Source organism: Streptomyces sp. NPDC101151 (assembly GCF_044768335.1).
GTDB lineage: Bacteria > Actinomycetota > Actinomycetes > Streptomycetales > Streptomycetaceae > Streptomyces.
This window is the reverse complement of record NZ_JBIWPP010000001.1, coordinates 458,908-471,722: the sequence shown is the minus strand read 5'-3', so window position 1 is coordinate 471,722 and position 12,815 is coordinate 458,908. Positions and strand designations below refer to the sequence as shown.

General features: G+C 70.7%; 13 protein-coding genes and 1 riboswitch. Of the genes, 7 read left to right on the top strand and 6 right to left on the bottom strand.

Translation table 11 applies throughout. The features are described 5' to 3' along the window. Nucleotides 1–2: 2 nt before the first annotated feature. Complete coding sequence (locus ACIRU3_RS02260; protein ID WP_404050094.1) at nucleotides 3–617, bottom strand: hypothetical protein; 615 nt, start codon at nucleotides 615–617, stop codon at nucleotides 3–5. Nucleotides 618–783: 166 nt separating this feature from the next. On the opposite strand from ACIRU3_RS02260, the gene ACIRU3_RS02255 reads away from it, so the two are divergent. Further along, nucleotides 784–1,596, top strand: a complete 813-nt coding sequence (locus ACIRU3_RS02255; protein ID WP_404050092.1) for an HAD family hydrolase — start codon at nucleotides 784–786, stop codon at nucleotides 1,594–1,596. Nucleotides 1,597–1,630: 34 nt separating this feature from the next. Here ACIRU3_RS02255 and ACIRU3_RS02250 read toward each other — a convergent pair whose 3' ends face one another. Continuing rightward, a complete protein-coding gene (locus ACIRU3_RS02250) occupies nucleotides 1,631–2,119 on the bottom strand; it encodes a transglycosylase SLT domain-containing protein (RefSeq protein WP_404050089.1) in 489 nt (162 codons plus the stop codon). A gap of 5 nt (nucleotides 2,120–2,124) precedes the next feature. Continuing rightward, nucleotides 2,125–2,338: riboswitch (cyclic di-AMP (ydaO/yuaA leader) on the bottom strand. Between the two features lie 499 nt (nucleotides 2,339–2,837). Here ACIRU3_RS02250 and ACIRU3_RS02245 point away from each other — a divergent pair. The 5 genes from ACIRU3_RS02245 to ACIRU3_RS02225 all read left to right on the top strand — a co-directional run bounded on the left by ACIRU3_RS02245 (nucleotide 2,838) and on the right by ACIRU3_RS02225 (nucleotide 8,325). Next, nucleotides 2,838–3,848, top strand: coding sequence for a polyprenyl synthetase family protein (locus tag ACIRU3_RS02245; protein WP_404050086.1), 1,011 nt, complete (start codon nucleotides 2,838–2,840; stop codon nucleotides 3,846–3,848). 171 nt (nucleotides 3,849–4,019) lie between these two features. Further along, entirely contained in the window at nucleotides 4,020–4,958 is a 939-nt protein-coding gene (locus ACIRU3_RS02240; protein WP_404050084.1) for a CHRD domain-containing protein, read from the top strand. A 246-nt stretch (nucleotides 4,959–5,204) separates the two neighbouring features. After that, entirely contained in the window at nucleotides 5,205–6,404 is a 1,200-nt protein-coding gene (locus ACIRU3_RS02235; RefSeq protein ID WP_404050083.1) for an outer membrane lipoprotein carrier protein LolA, read from the top strand. A 66-nt stretch (nucleotides 6,405–6,470) separates the two neighbouring features. Continuing rightward, nucleotides 6,471–7,445: an ABC transporter ATP-binding protein gene (locus ACIRU3_RS02230; RefSeq protein WP_404050081.1), complete on the top strand. Its 975-nt coding sequence runs from the start codon at nucleotides 6,471–6,473 to the stop codon at nucleotides 7,443–7,445. After that, a complete protein-coding gene (locus tag ACIRU3_RS02225; protein ID WP_404050079.1) occupies nucleotides 7,432–8,325 on the top strand; it encodes an ABC transporter permease in 894 nt (297 codons plus the stop codon). Before ACIRU3_RS02230 ends, ACIRU3_RS02225 begins: the two co-directional genes overlap by 14 nt. A gap of 6 nt (nucleotides 8,326–8,331) precedes the next feature. Here ACIRU3_RS02225 and ACIRU3_RS02220 read toward each other — a convergent pair whose 3' ends face one another. Next, complete coding sequence (locus tag ACIRU3_RS02220) at nucleotides 8,332–8,919, bottom strand: flavodoxin family protein (RefSeq protein ID WP_404050076.1); 588 nt, start codon at nucleotides 8,917–8,919, stop codon at nucleotides 8,332–8,334. A 197-nt stretch (nucleotides 8,920–9,116) separates the two neighbouring features. On the opposite strand from ACIRU3_RS02220, the gene ACIRU3_RS02215 reads away from it, so the two are divergent. Continuing rightward, on the top strand, nucleotides 9,117–10,289 hold the full coding sequence (locus ACIRU3_RS02215) for a hypothetical protein (protein WP_404050074.1): 1,173 nt from the start codon (nucleotides 9,117–9,119) through the stop codon (nucleotides 10,287–10,289). A 45-nt stretch (nucleotides 10,290–10,334) separates the two neighbouring features. Here the strand turns inward: ACIRU3_RS02215 and ACIRU3_RS02210 are convergent, their stop codons facing one another. From ACIRU3_RS02210 to ACIRU3_RS02200, 3 genes are all read right to left on the bottom strand, one after another. Further along, nucleotides 10,335–10,802, bottom strand: a complete 468-nt coding sequence (locus tag ACIRU3_RS02210; RefSeq protein ID WP_404050072.1) for a VOC family protein — start codon at nucleotides 10,800–10,802, stop codon at nucleotides 10,335–10,337. A gap of 57 nt (nucleotides 10,803–10,859) precedes the next feature. Further along, the gene (gene rarD, locus ACIRU3_RS02205; RefSeq protein ID WP_404050069.1) at nucleotides 10,860–11,825 is read right to left on the bottom strand and encodes an EamA family transporter RarD; all 966 of its coding nucleotides are present in this window, start codon (nucleotides 11,823–11,825) and stop codon (nucleotides 10,860–10,862) included. A gap of 134 nt (nucleotides 11,826–11,959) precedes the next feature. Then, nucleotides 11,960–12,814: an NAD(P)H-binding protein gene (locus ACIRU3_RS02200; RefSeq protein WP_404050067.1), complete on the bottom strand. Its 855-nt coding sequence runs from the start codon at nucleotides 12,812–12,814 to the stop codon at nucleotides 11,960–11,962. Nucleotide 12,815 lies beyond the last annotated feature (1 nt).

The following is a 12,815-nucleotide window of genomic DNA, read 5'->3' as shown; positions in this document are numbered from 1 at the left end:
CATCACTCCTCCTCGGCTGCCCGCTGCCACTCCAGGAACCCTTTGATCAGCCCGGGCGGGTTGGCGGCCTCGGTGGCCTCCACCTCCCAGCCCGGGCGGTACATGTCGAAGATCACGACGGGCAGCGGCCGGCCGAAGAGCTTCTCGATCCGGCCCTCCTCGTGCAGCCGCCGGGCCAGCTCGACGCAGGCAGCCGCGAAGTGCTCCCACAGCAGCTCGCGTAGGGTGTCCCGCTCGTCGTCGTCGGGGCCGTCGTCGTCGGGGCCGCCGTCCGGGAACCACAGCCCGAGGTCCTCGGCCTCCGCCACGTACAGCCGGGCACCGGCCGGGTCCTCCGGCACGTTCCCGAGTGTCTCGAAGCCGTCCAGCAGCCAGCACGCGTAGTTCCAGCGGGCCTCGCCGGGGTCGCCGTGGCGTTTCTCCCGCTCGTACTGGGTCTCGGTGTTGTAGCCGATGGCCACATAGGGACGCCGGTCGTCGTCGTCCGCCCGCCAGATGCGGAAGGAGAGGGCGTAGATCTCCGGCTTCAGCTCCCCGGGGAAGCGCTCCAGGATTCCGGTCGCCGCTTCCAGAAGGTGTGCCGAGAAGGCCGAAGGCGATGTCCGCCGGTCTGTCACAGGTCCCGCCCCCGCTCCGTCAGTGCAGTGGCAGCAACCTAGCGTGCGCCACTGACATGCGTGGCCGCCATCAAGGCGCCTGCGGACACCACTTGGGGCCGGGCAGCACACAAGTACAGGTACAGCGCGGTGAGTCGGAGGGGCACACTGTCCGTATTCTCTGATCATGGCCGCACCCCCCGCACCTTCACTGATCGCCACCGACCTGGACGGGACGCTGCTGCGTGGCGACGACACCGTCTCCGACCGCTCGCTCGCCGCGCTCGAGCGGGTGGCCCGGGCCGGTGCCCGGCACCTGGTCGTGACGGGCCGCCCGGCCCCCCGGGTGCGGCCCCTGCTGGACGGCCTCGGCTGCACGGGGCTCGCGGTGTGCGGGCAGGGTGCGCAGGTCTACGACGCCGCCGCCGGCCGCCTGCTGTGGTCGGTCCGGCTGGACCGGGAACTGGCCGAGACCGCGCTCGGCAAGATCGAGGCGGAGGTGGGGCAGGTCTACGCGGCCGTCGACCAGGACGGCGTGGACGGGCTCACGCTGATCGAACCTGGGTATCTGATGCCGCACCCGACCCTGCCCGCCGTGCGGGTCGGGCGGCGCGACGACCTGTGGCGCGAGCCCATCAGCAAGGTGCTGCTGCGCCACCACTCGCTGTCCGACGACGAATTGGCGGCGATCGCGCGCTCGGCGGTGGGCTCGCTGGCGACGGTCACGATGTCGGGACCCGGGACCGTGGAGCTCCAGCCGAGCGGTGTCACCAAGGCGACGGGGCTGGCGCTGGCCGCCGAGCACCTGGGGATCGAGGCCGGACAGGCCCTCGCCTTCGGGGACATGCCCAATGACATCCCCATGTTCGACTGGGCCGGACGAGGCGTCGCCATGGCCGACGCCCACCCCGAACTCAAGGCCGTCGCCGATGAGATCACCATGTCGAACGAGGACGACGGCGTCGCCGTCGTCCTCGAAAGACTCTTCCCGACCGACTGACCGGGATATCAGTAGGGCGTGTCGCCGGTGCCGGTCAGTAGGCGCCGAAGACGTTGTCCATCGACCCGTAGCGCGCGGCCGCGTAGTTGCAGGCGGCCGTGATGTTCGCGACCGGGTCGTAGATGTCGAACGACGTTCCGGCCACGTGGTAGGAGTTGAACGTCGGGTCGATGACCTGGAGCAGGCCCTTGGACGGGATGCCCTTGGCGGCGTTGGAGTCCCAGAGGTTGATGGCCTTCGGGTTGCCCGACGACTCGCGGATGATGTTGCGGTAGATGCCGTTGTACGAGCCCGGGATCTTCTTCTCGGCCATGATCGCGAGCGACTCGCGGATCCACCCGTCGAGGTTGTTCGGGTACCCGGCCAGCGTGGTGGACGGCGTGGTGGCCGTGGGGGTGGCCGCGGAGGCGCTGGCAGCGCCGACGAGCGGAAGGGCGAGCACGGTGGCACCGGTGCCGATGGCAGCGAGCTTGCGGACGAGGCGGCCGGTGCGGGCGCGGCGGGACTGAGCGGCAGCAGACATGGGGGAAGTCCTCTCCGTCGCCTGCGAGGTGAGCTGTCGGGTTCGGGCGGGGAGGTGCCCGGCCGTGCCCCTGGGGGGAGGCACGACTTCACCCCTAGCCGTTCCGGTGTGGCGAGTGCTGTCCGGTCCGGCGGCTTACCTGGGTCCCCCGCTCCTGCCGTACGAATGAGTTCGTCGATGGGTTGTGTCAGGCGCGGCAGGATTCGGCGTTCGCCTGACTGGCCCGGAAGCTATGCGAGAGCACATGTCCGAAACAAGTGTCGGATTCGCATAAAGTGCCAGTTGACCTTGATCTTCGGGATATGGGGTGCTTGATCCTTTGCGGTTGCCAACCCTCAACTGGCCGATACGGCAAGGGGGAATCGGGTGCGGTGCGGCAGGCGGGGTCCGGAGGCGCACGTGACCCAACTCACGAAGTGGCGAAGTGTATCAAACTGGACATGAGGGATTTAGGGGATTCGCCGACCGTGGCGCAAAAGGATTACTCCACTCACTACTCAGTTCGCGACAAAACGGGCAAGAAGCTGTTAAGTCAACAGATGTATGCCCTTATCGCATGATCAAAAATATTTCGGCCGTGATCCGATACCGCCCGGGCTGGACCGGTGGGCGCTATCGGTGATCGAAACAGGACCGGATACGCTGACTTGAGTGATGGCAGCGACCTATCGACAAACCGTGTAACCGCCAGCAGACACCTGCAGACAGGAGACCCCTCGTGACCGTCGTCGGGCCGTTCGGGCTGAGCGTGCGGGACCAGGCTCTGGAGGCCGATGTCCAGGCCGGATTGGCGGCTGTCGAGGAAGGCTTGCTCGAAGCCACCAAGAGCGAGGTCCCGTTCATCACGGAGGCCGCGCAGCACCTCGTACGGGCCGGTGGGAAGCGGTTCCGGCCGCTGCTCGTGATGCTCGCGGCACAGTTCGGCGATCCGTACGCGCCGGGCGTCGTACCGTCGGCCGTCGTCGTGGAGCTGACCCACCTGGCCACGCTCTACCACGACGACGTCATGGACGAGGCGTCCGTGCGACGCGGTGTGGACAGTGCCAACACGCGCTGGGGCAACTCGGTCGCGGTCCTCACCGGCGACTTCCTCTTCGCCCGCGCCTCCCAGATCCTCGCCGACCTCGGTCCCGAGGCGGTCCGGGTGCAGGCCCTCGCGTTCGAACGACTCGTCACCGGGCAGATCCTGGAGACCGCGGGCCCCTCGGACGGTCGCGATCCGGTCGAGCACTATCTGGACGTGCTCGGCGGCAAGACGGGCTCCCTGGTGGCCGTGTCGTGCCGGTTCGGCGCGATGATGTCCGGCGCCGACGAGACCGTCGTCGACGTGCTCACCCAGTACGGCGAGCGGCTCGGTGTCGCCTTCCAGCTCGCGGACGACGTCCTGGACATCGCCTCCGACTCGCGCGAGTCCGGCAAGACCCCGGGGACCGACCTGCGCGAGGGCGTCCCGACGCTCCCCGTGCTCCGGCTGCGAGAGCGGGCAGCCCGCCTCGGCCTGCCGGAGGACATCGCACTGTGCGAGCTGCTGGACTCCGACCTCAGCGACGATGCCCGGCACGCCGAGGCGCTGACCGCGCTCCGCGTGCACCCCGCCCTTGAGCAGGCCCGCCGCGACACCGTGCGGTACGTGGAGGAGGCGCGGTCCGCGCTGGCCCCGCTGCCGGAGTGCGACGCCAAGGCGTCGCTGATCGAGCTGTGCGACGCGGTGGTGCATCGGGCGGGTTGATCCTCGCTCTCGGCCTGCCTGTCGCTCCACGCGCGTCCACCGGAGCGACAGACGAGTGACGCAGGTCATATATCTGGACTGAGTCCAATTCAAGATTCTTTCCGTACTCATGCCCGGAAGCCGACGCAGGGGGCGTCGGCTGAAATACGGGGAGAAAACAGAATCATGGGTATGAACGGGACGTTCTCGGCACGCCGTAAGAGCCTGACCGTCGCGGCGGTCGCCGTGGCCGCCGCCACGGGCATCGCCGCCGCGGTGATCCCGGCCCACGCCACCGCGGGCCACACCGGCAAGGACGTGACCATCCTCGCCGCCGCTCTGCGGGGAGCCAACGAGGTGCCCGTCGCGGGCGGGCCCGCCGTCGGGGACAAGGACGGTGCCGCGCTCGAGTTCATCAAGGTCCAGGGCGACAAGGTGTCCGTCGCCGTGACCTGGCGCCACACGGGCAGGCCGACCTCGCTCCACATCCACCAGGGCGCCAAGGGCACCAACGGCGGCGTCAAGGTCGACTTCGGCAAGCTGCTGGAGAAGGCCGAGGGCCACACCGTCACCGGCACCGTGAAGGTGAACGACGCGGCCCTGCTCAAGAAGCTCACGACCGACCCCGGTTCCTTCTACGCCAACCTGCACACCGCCCGGTTCCCGGGCGGCGCCGTCCGCGGCCAGCTCCACAAGGTCACCACGGCCGTCACGTTCCGCCACGTGGCGGACAGCTTCCAGGCGTCCGTGGTCAGGGGCAAGCAGATCTACGAGTGCAAGCCGGCCGACGGCGGCGGCTACGCCTTCGCCCAGCGGGACGTCGACGCCCTGCTCGGCGCCGGCATCCGGCACTCCTTCGTCAAGCCCAACTCCGGCACCCCGCAGTGGATCGCGCCGGACGGCAGCGCGGTCACGGGGGCCCTGATCAGCAAGACGGCCAACGGCGACGGCAACATCCCCGAGCTCGACCTCAAGGCCACCCGGTCGGGCAAGCGCCACGGGCTGCTCGCCGGCACCGCGGAGATCCTGCGGCTGAACACCGTCGGCGGAGTCGCCCCGGCCGGCTCCTGCACCCCGGGCGCGATCGTCGGGGTGCCCTACCAGGCGGACTACGTGTTCGTGCAGCGCTGACCCAGGTCAGGGCGGGCCGCGGCGGCGTCTCCCCCGCCGACCCCTACGGGTCGGGGGAGGCGCCGCTCCCGTATGTCATACCGCAGGCGTACGCGGAGTTGGCTCCGAGGTCTGACGCTTCTTCACGGCCGATTTGGTCAGATGGAAACCACGGAAATCACCACTCCTCACCGATTCGGGTGAGAATGGCGGCTCAGGTGGACCAGTGTGGGGACAGCCGCCGCCGACGACGGAGGTAAGGCACAGATGGCACCGTACGAATCCGACGAGGCAACGGCCGCCGCGCAGGACGAAGACCTGCACACGGGACGCCGCAAGGCCGCCCGGTACGTGGTCCCGGTTGCGGTGGTGGGGGTGGCGGCGGCCACGATCGGGCTGGTCCCGGCGCTCGCCGACTCCGGTGACCCGGACCTGCCGAAGATCACCGCACAGCAGCTCATCGACAAGATCGCCAAGTCGGACGTGCAGCAGCTGTCCGGCACGGTGAAGATCACCACCGACCTCGGCCTGCCGAACCTCGGTGGCCTGGAGAGCAGCCTGGTGTCCGGCGCGGCCCAGGGCGGTGGCGACGGTTCCTCCGCCGACCCGGAGTCCAAGCTCACCGAGCTGGTCTCCGGCACGCACACGCTGCGCATGGCCACCGACGGCCCGGACCGGCAGAAGCTGTCGCTGCTGGAGAGCGGCGCCGAGTACAGCCTCATCCACGACGGCAAGGACGTCTGGGGCTACGACAGCAAGAGCAACGAGGTCTACCACGGCACCGCCGCCGACTCCGGCAAGGAGCACACGGCGGAGCCGCAGGCCACGCCCAAGGGCTTCGCCGACGAGGTCCTCAAGTCGGTCGACGACACCACGTCCGTGACCGTCGACGGCACCGCCCAGGTCGCCGGACGCGACGCCTACAAGCTGCTGATCAAGCCCAAGCAGTCCGGCACCACGGTCGGCGCGATCAGCATCGCCGTGGACGCGAAGACGGGCATGCCGCTCAAGTTCACGCTGACCCCGAAGAGCGGCGGCTCCGCCGTCCTCGACGCGGGCTTCACCCAGGTCTCCTTCGCCAGGCCGGCCGCCTCCACCTTCGACTTCACCCCACCCAAGGGCGCGAAGGTCACCGAGGACAAGGCGGAGTCCAAGGCGCCGCGCCAGGCCCCGGAGTCCGGCAAGGGCTTCGCCGAGGGCCTGAAGGGGTCCGATGTGCTCGGGAAGGGCTGGACGTCCATCGCCACCTTCGACACCGGCGCGGAGGGAGGCATGCCGTCCGGCTCCCGGGGCGGTGACCTCGACGGCTTCCTCGGCTCGCTCGGCGACCAGGTCTCCGGGAAGTTCGGCAAGGGCACGGTCTTCTCCACCCGCCTGGTCAACGCCCTGATCACCGACGACGGCAAGGTGTACGCCGGAGCGGTCACCAAGGACACGCTGGTGAAGGCGGCGAACGAAGCGAAGTAGCCCGTCCGGGGGCACTCCTGGGTGCCCCCGGAGTCACTCCTGGGACATGACGAATCGAGGGAGCCGATGGACGAACCGTCCACCACGGAGCGGGACTCGGGAGACGCGCCTGGGCACGCCATCGCCACGCGCGGCCTCACCAAGCGCTACCGCGGCGGACAGCTCGCCGTCGACGGTCTCGACCTGACCGTCCCGGCGGGCAGCGTCTTCGGCTTCCTCGGCCCGAACGGCTCAGGCAAGACCACCACCATCCGCATGTTGATGGGCCTGATCGAGCCGACCTCGGGCACGGCCCGCGTGCTGGGCCGCCCCATGCCCCGGGCCACCCGCACAGTCCTCCCTCAGGTCGGCGCGCTGATCGAGGGCCCTGCCCTGTACGGCTTCCTCTCCGGCCGGGACAACCTGCTGCGCTACGACGCCGCCGACCCGACCGCCGACCCGCGCACCCGGCGGGCCCGCGTCGCGGCTGCCCTGGACCGGGTGGGCCTCGCGGCCGCGGCGGGCAAGAAGGCGAGGGCCTACTCGCTCGGCATGAAGCAGCGGCTGGGCCTGGCCTCGGCCCTGCTCCAGCCGCGCAGACTGCTCGTCCTGGACGAGCCGACCAACGGCCTCGACCCGCAGGGCATGCGCGAAATCCGTGCGCTGATACGCGAGTTGGCCTCCGACGGCACGACCGTGTTTCTCTCCTCCCACCTGCTCGACGAGATCGAGCAGGTCTGCACACACGCGGCGGTGATGACACAGGGCCGTCTGGTCACACAGGGCGCGGTGTCCGACCTGGCGGCCGGGGCGCGCGGCCGGCTGGTGGTGACCACGCCGGACCCGGGCGAGGCGGCCCGGGTGCTGAAGGAGCAGGGCGTCGGGGACGTGACCGCGGACGGCGACCGCGTGACCTGCGAACCGCCCGTACGGGACCTCGCCGAGGTGAACGCGGCCCTGGTCACGGCAGGCGTCCGCGTCCGGGGATTCACGCTCGAACGGGCCTCGTTGGAGGACGCGTTCGTGGCACTGACGGGGGAGGGGTTCGATGTCGCGGGCTGAGGCACTCCCGGCACCGGCCGCACCCGGCCCCGGCCGCCCGAACCCCCTGTGGACCTTCGGCCTGCTGCGCAGCGAGCTGGTCACCACCGTCCGCCGCTGGCGCACACTCGCGCTGCTCGGGGTGCTGGCGGCGGTGCCGGTGCTGGTCGGGATCGCCGTGAAGATCGAGACGCGGGGCGGCTCGGCGGCGGGCCCGAGCGGCGGCGAGGGCCCGGCGTTCATCGCGCAGATAACCAACAACGGCCTGTTCCTGGTGTTCACGGCGCTGGCCGCGACCCTGCCGTTCTTCCTGCCGATGGCCGTCGGCGTCGTCGCGGGTGATGCGATCGCGGGTGAGTCGGCCGCCGGCACCCTGCGCTATCTGCTGGTCGCCCCGGCCGGCCGTACCCGTCTGCTGCTCACCAAGTACACGACCGTCATGTCCTTCTGCGTGCTGGCCACCCTGGTCGTGGCCGGCAGCGCACTCGTCGTCGGAGCGCTGCTGTTCCCGCTCGGCGACCTCACCACCATCTCCGGCACCCGGATCAGCTTCACCGAAGGCCTCGGCCGCGCACTGCTGATCGCCCTGGTCGTCGCCGCCTCACTGGTGGGCGTCGCGGCCCTCGGCCTGTTCGTGTCGACGCTGACCAACAGCGGTATCGCGGCGATGGCGACCACCGTGGGCCTGCTGATCACCGTCCAGATCCTCGACCAGATACCCCAGTTGCACGCGCTGCAGCCGTACTTCTTCTCCCACTACTGGCTGTCCTTCGCCGACCTGATGCGCGAACCCGTCTACTGGGACGACCTGGTGACGAACCTGGGCCTGCAGGCGCTGTACGCGGCCGTGTTCGGCTCGGCGGCCTGGGCGCGGTTCACGACGAAGGACATCAGTGCTTAGGACGCCTCACGCGTCCTGGAACGGGAAGCGGGCAGGGGGCGCCTCCTGCGCGAAGAACGTCTTGGCACGCGCCAGTGCGTCGGTGTCCTTGCGTACGTCCCCGCGTGCGCTGCCGTTGCCCAGCAGCACCCCGCCGAAGCGCATCCCCAGGTAGGCGGCGGAGTTGTTGAGCGTGCCGGCCAAGGGATCGGCGACCGACGGCTCCCGGTCCGCGAGCGCCGCGACACCCCACAACGTGCGTCCGGCCATGGTGGCCTTGAAGTCGAGGCCCGGGGTGCGCAACCAGGCCGACCAGTAGTCCAGGTACCGCTTGGTGAGGCTGGACACCGAGTACCAGTACAGCGGTGAGGCGATCACGATGTCCGTGGCCGCGAGGGTGGCGTCCAGCAGCAGACCGGTCTCGGTGTCCGAGGGCGGCCGTACGTGGTCGCTGTCGTGCCGCAGGTCCGTGAAGTCGGGCAGCGGATGCTCGGCCAGGCGGATCCACCGCTGCTCCACGTCCCCGGGCAGCTGCTCGGCGGCCTCGCGGGCCAGCAGCTCGGTGTTGCCGTCGAGGCGGGCGCTGCCCAGCACGAAAAGGAAGCGGCGGCTCATGGGTCCCCCAGAGAGAGTGATGTCGTTCCGCGAATATCAGCGTGTGCATTTTATGCACACGCAAGCAGTCTACTTCAAGGGGGTGCGGCTGGTGCGAGGCTGTGACGTCGTGGTGACGCGCGAGCCGGGCTGAGCAGACAGACTGGTTGGTAGGGCGCGTACGACCGGAGCGCGACGCCGGGGGAGTGAGGGAACCGATGTCTCGACTCAGCTTCGAGAAGAAGCGGGCGCAGAAGCCCGCGGCACACCCTGTGGCGGTGCAGGTCAGGGTGTCCGGTGCGGGCAGTGCGTCGGTGGGCGGGACGACGGTCGTCGCGGCGCCGGGCGAGGAGATCCAGCAGGCCGTGTTGAACCACCTCCAGCGCCTGGCCATCAGCCTGGGCACCCCCATACGCGCCACGATCCACGACGACCGCGCCGGCTGTGTGGTCCCGCTGGAGGTCTCGGCGGACGGTTCCAGCAAGGTGGCCGGAGACCCGGTACGGGTCGCTCCGCGGGGTACGCCGGGTACGGAGGGGGCCCGGGCGGCCGCGCCGGGCGTCCCGGGTGTGGTGCAGACACCCACGGGGCGCTTCGGGCCGCCGCCCGTCATGGATGCGCGCGCGGCGCGCGCCGCAGCACGTGACGCCGTGGACGCACGTCCGGCCGGGGCCGCTGAGCCGCCGGACGTGGACGCGCGCCCCGCCTCCCCCGTCGTGACGCAACCTGCCCCGGAGTCCGCCCGGCAGCCCGACCCCGCACCTGCATCCGCGCCGGCGCCCGCGGCGGCGCCCGCGCCGAACGCGCCGCTTCTGCTCGACCCCGAGTCCGTGCGGGCCTCGTCCGCCACCCCCACCCCGGCCCGTGGCTTCGACGCCGTGGCCGAAGAGGTGCTGGGGGACGAGCCCGTGGCCGAGACCGCGGAGGGGGCCGAGCTGCTCACCGGGCCGATGGCGCGGATCAACGAAGCCGTTCGGGACGGTCGTATCGAGGCCGCGGCGGAACTCGCCGACCATACGGTCGTCGAGGCCTCCGGGGTGCTGGGTCCCCGTCATCCCGAGGTGCTGCACCTGCGCGAACTGACCTCCTACATCGCCTACTTGGCGGGCAACCCGGTCCGCTCCTTCCAGCTCTCCCTGGACCTCGCCCGGCTGCGCCGGCAGGCCCGGGACGCGGAGGCGGCCTACGGCAACGTGCGGAGCGCGGCCACCGCCTGGCGGGCGGTGCGCGACCCGGAGCAGGGCCTGCGGATGGGCCGCGACCTGATCGACCTGTGGACCGAGCTCATGGCGGAGCCGGGACCCGCGGCCGACGAACCGGAGCCCCTGGAGTCCGCCCGCGCCCGCATGCTCCGGCTGACCGACCGCGCGGCCAAGGCGGCGCGGGCGTAACCGGCCCGCACGAACCCCTTTGGCACCGCGCGCGGACGTCGCCCGTCAGTGCACGCAGAACTCATTGCCCTCGGGGTCCGCCAGCACCACCCACTCGCCTCCCGGCTGCTTCACCTCGCTGAGAACGCGTGCGCCGAGGGCCTCCAGGCGTGCCACCTCGTCCGCGCGCAGCCGGTCGCCGGGGTGCAGGTCGAGGTGGAGCCGGTTCTTCACGGTCTTCGTCTCCGGGACGCGCTGGAACAGCAGCCGCCGCCCCAGCCCGGTGCCGGAGTCAGGGTCGTAGGGGTCGTCGGGGTGCCGTACGGCGATCAGGTCACGGAAGGCGGGGCGGCCGTGATACTCGGCGGTGGCCTCTTCGGGCAGCGCGCCGAGCGACAGCAGCCGCTCGACGAGCGCGCTGTTGTCCTCGGCCGCGTAGTGCAGTGCGGCCGCCCAGAAGTCGGCCTGCGCGTGCGGGTCGGCCGCGTCGATGACGAGCTTCCAGTGCAGTGGTGCGGGTGTCTGCGTCGACATGGGCACCACTTATAGCGTCTGCCACTGACAGCGCCCCCCGGTTTTGATGCGGACCCGTCAGGCGTCCACCGGAGCGGAACTGGGCGTCTGCGCAGGGGGCGCCTCCACGCGGGGCGGCACGACCAGCCTCCTCGGCCTCCTTGCCGCGCGCAGTGCGTCCCAGGTGAGCAGGACCAGCGCCAGCCAGACCAGGGCGAAGCCGGCCCAGCGCTCGGCGGGCATGGCCTCGTGGAAGTAGAGGATGCCGAGCAGGAACTGGAAGACGGGGGCCAGGTACTGCAGCAGCCCCAGGGTGGAGAGGGGCACGCGGATCGCCGCCGCGCCGAAGCAGACCAGCGGCAGCGCGGTGACGAACCCGGTGGAGGCGAGGAGGGCGGCGTGCCCGCCGCCGCCGGTGGTGAAGGTCGCGTCGCCGTGGGCGGTGAGCCAGAGCAGATAGCCGAGCGCGGGCAGGAACTGGATCGCGGTCTCGGCGGTCAGCGACTCGATGCCGCCGAGGGCGACCTTCTTCTTCACCAGCCCATAGGTGGCGAACGAGAAGGCGAGGCAGAGAGAGATCCACGGAGGTCGGCCGTAGCCGACGGTCAGCACGACCACGGCGGCGAAACCGACCCCGACCGCCGCCCACTGCACGGGCCGCAGCCGTTCCTCAAGGATCAGCACGCCCATCGCGATGGTCACCAGCGGGTTGATGAAGTACCCGAGGGAGGCCTCGACGACATGGCCGGAGTTCACGGCCCATATGTAGACGCCCCAGTTCACGGTGATGACGGCTGCGGCAACGGTGACCAGCGCCAGCCGCCGCGGCTGGCGCAGCAACTCCCCGGCCCAGGCCCAGCGCCGTACGACGAGCAGGGCGACGGCGACGAAGACGAGGGACCACACCATGCGGTGGGCCAGGATCTCCAGGGCCCCGGCGGGCTTCAGCAGCGGCCAGAACAGGGGGACCAGTCCCCACATGCCGTACGCGGCAAAACCGTTCAGCAGGCCTGTCCGGTGCTCTCCCTTGGACGTCCCGGTCATGGGCCCCTCCTCCTCGCCTCTCCACGCACGCGAGAAAGAAGGTAGCGCCGACCACCCTCACCTGTCATGTCCGTATCGCCATACGGTCATGACAGGTGAGGTCAGGGGTGCTCAAGGGCTCACGGTCCAGGAGTTCAGGCCTTCAGCGCGGCGGTGACCGCCTCGGCGAGCGGGGTGGTCGGGCGGCCGGCCAGGCGGGCCAGGTCGCCGGTGGAGACGACCAGTTCGCCCTGCCCGATCGAGGCGTCGACGCCGACGAAGATCTCGACCAGGGGCTCGGGCAGCCCGGCGCCGGCCAGGATGCCCTTCAGCACCTCGCCGGAGACGGCGTTGTAGGCGATCTTCTTGCCGGTCTGACGGCTCAGCTCGGCGGCGTACTCGGCGAAGCTCCACGCCGCGTCGCCGCCCAGCTCGTACGTCGTGTTCTCGTGTCCCTCGCCGGTCAGCACGGCGACCGCGGCCGCGGCGTAGTCGGCGCGGGAGGCCGAGGAGACCCGGCCCTCACCGGCGGCCGCGACGACCGCGTCGTGCTCCAGCACCGGGGCCAGGTTCTCGGTGTAGTTCTCGTGGTACCAGCCGTTGCGCAGCAGGCTGTAAGGCAGCCCGGAGGCGAGCAGCACCTCCTCGGTGGCCCGGTGGTCGTCGGCGAGCGCGGCCTTGAGGCTGCCGGGGGCGCTGGTGTACGCCAGCAGTGCCACACCCGCCGCCGCTGCGGCGTCGATGACGACCTTGTGCTGCTGAACCCGGCCCTTGGCGAACTCGTTGCCGGAGATCAGCAGGACCTTGTCGCCCGCGGCGAACAGCCCGTCGAAGGTCTCGGGTGCGTTGTAGTCGGCGACGGCCAGTCCGACCCCGCGGGCCGCGAAGTCGGCGGCCTTCGCCTCGTCGCGCACGACGGCGGTGATCTGCTCCGCCGGAACCTTCTCCAGCAGCTGCTCGACGATGTGGCGGCCGAGGTGTCCGGTGGCTCCGGTGACGACGATGCTCATG

What these genes read in the sequence shown, in the direction of transcription:
- ACIRU3_RS02210 (WP_404050072.1), bottom strand. Translation starts at nt 10,802, where the DNA reads ATGTCGACGCAGACACCCGCACCACTGCACTGGAAGCTCGTCATCGAC.
- ACIRU3_RS02215 (WP_404050074.1), top strand. Translation starts at nt 9,117, where the DNA reads ATGTCTCGACTCAGCTTCGAGAAGAAGCGGGCGCAGAAGCCCGCGGCA.
- ACIRU3_RS02240 (WP_404050084.1), top strand. Translation starts at nt 4,020, where the DNA reads ATGAACGGGACGTTCTCGGCACGCCGTAAGAGCCTGACCGTCGCGGCG.
- rarD (WP_404050069.1), bottom strand. Translation starts at nt 11,825, where the DNA reads ATGACCGGGACGTCCAAGGGAGAGCACCGGACAGGCCTGCTGAACGGT.
- ACIRU3_RS02230 (WP_404050081.1), top strand. Translation starts at nt 6,471, where the DNA reads ATGGACGAACCGTCCACCACGGAGCGGGACTCGGGAGACGCGCCTGGG.
- ACIRU3_RS02255 (WP_404050092.1), top strand. Translation starts at nt 784, where the DNA reads ATGGCCGCACCCCCCGCACCTTCACTGATCGCCACCGACCTGGACGGG.
- ACIRU3_RS02225 (WP_404050079.1), top strand. Translation starts at nt 7,432, where the DNA reads ATGTCGCGGGCTGAGGCACTCCCGGCACCGGCCGCACCCGGCCCCGGC.
- ACIRU3_RS02220 (WP_404050076.1), bottom strand. Translation starts at nt 8,919, where the DNA reads ATGAGCCGCCGCTTCCTTTTCGTGCTGGGCAGCGCCCGCCTCGACGGC.
- ACIRU3_RS02200 (WP_404050067.1), bottom strand. Translation starts at nt 12,814, where the DNA reads ATGAGCATCGTCGTCACCGGAGCCACCGGACACCTCGGCCGCCACATC.
- ACIRU3_RS02235 (WP_404050083.1), top strand. Translation starts at nt 5,205, where the DNA reads ATGGCACCGTACGAATCCGACGAGGCAACGGCCGCCGCGCAGGACGAA.
- ACIRU3_RS02250 (WP_404050089.1), bottom strand. Translation starts at nt 2,119, where the DNA reads ATGTCTGCTGCCGCTCAGTCCCGCCGCGCCCGCACCGGCCGCCTCGTC.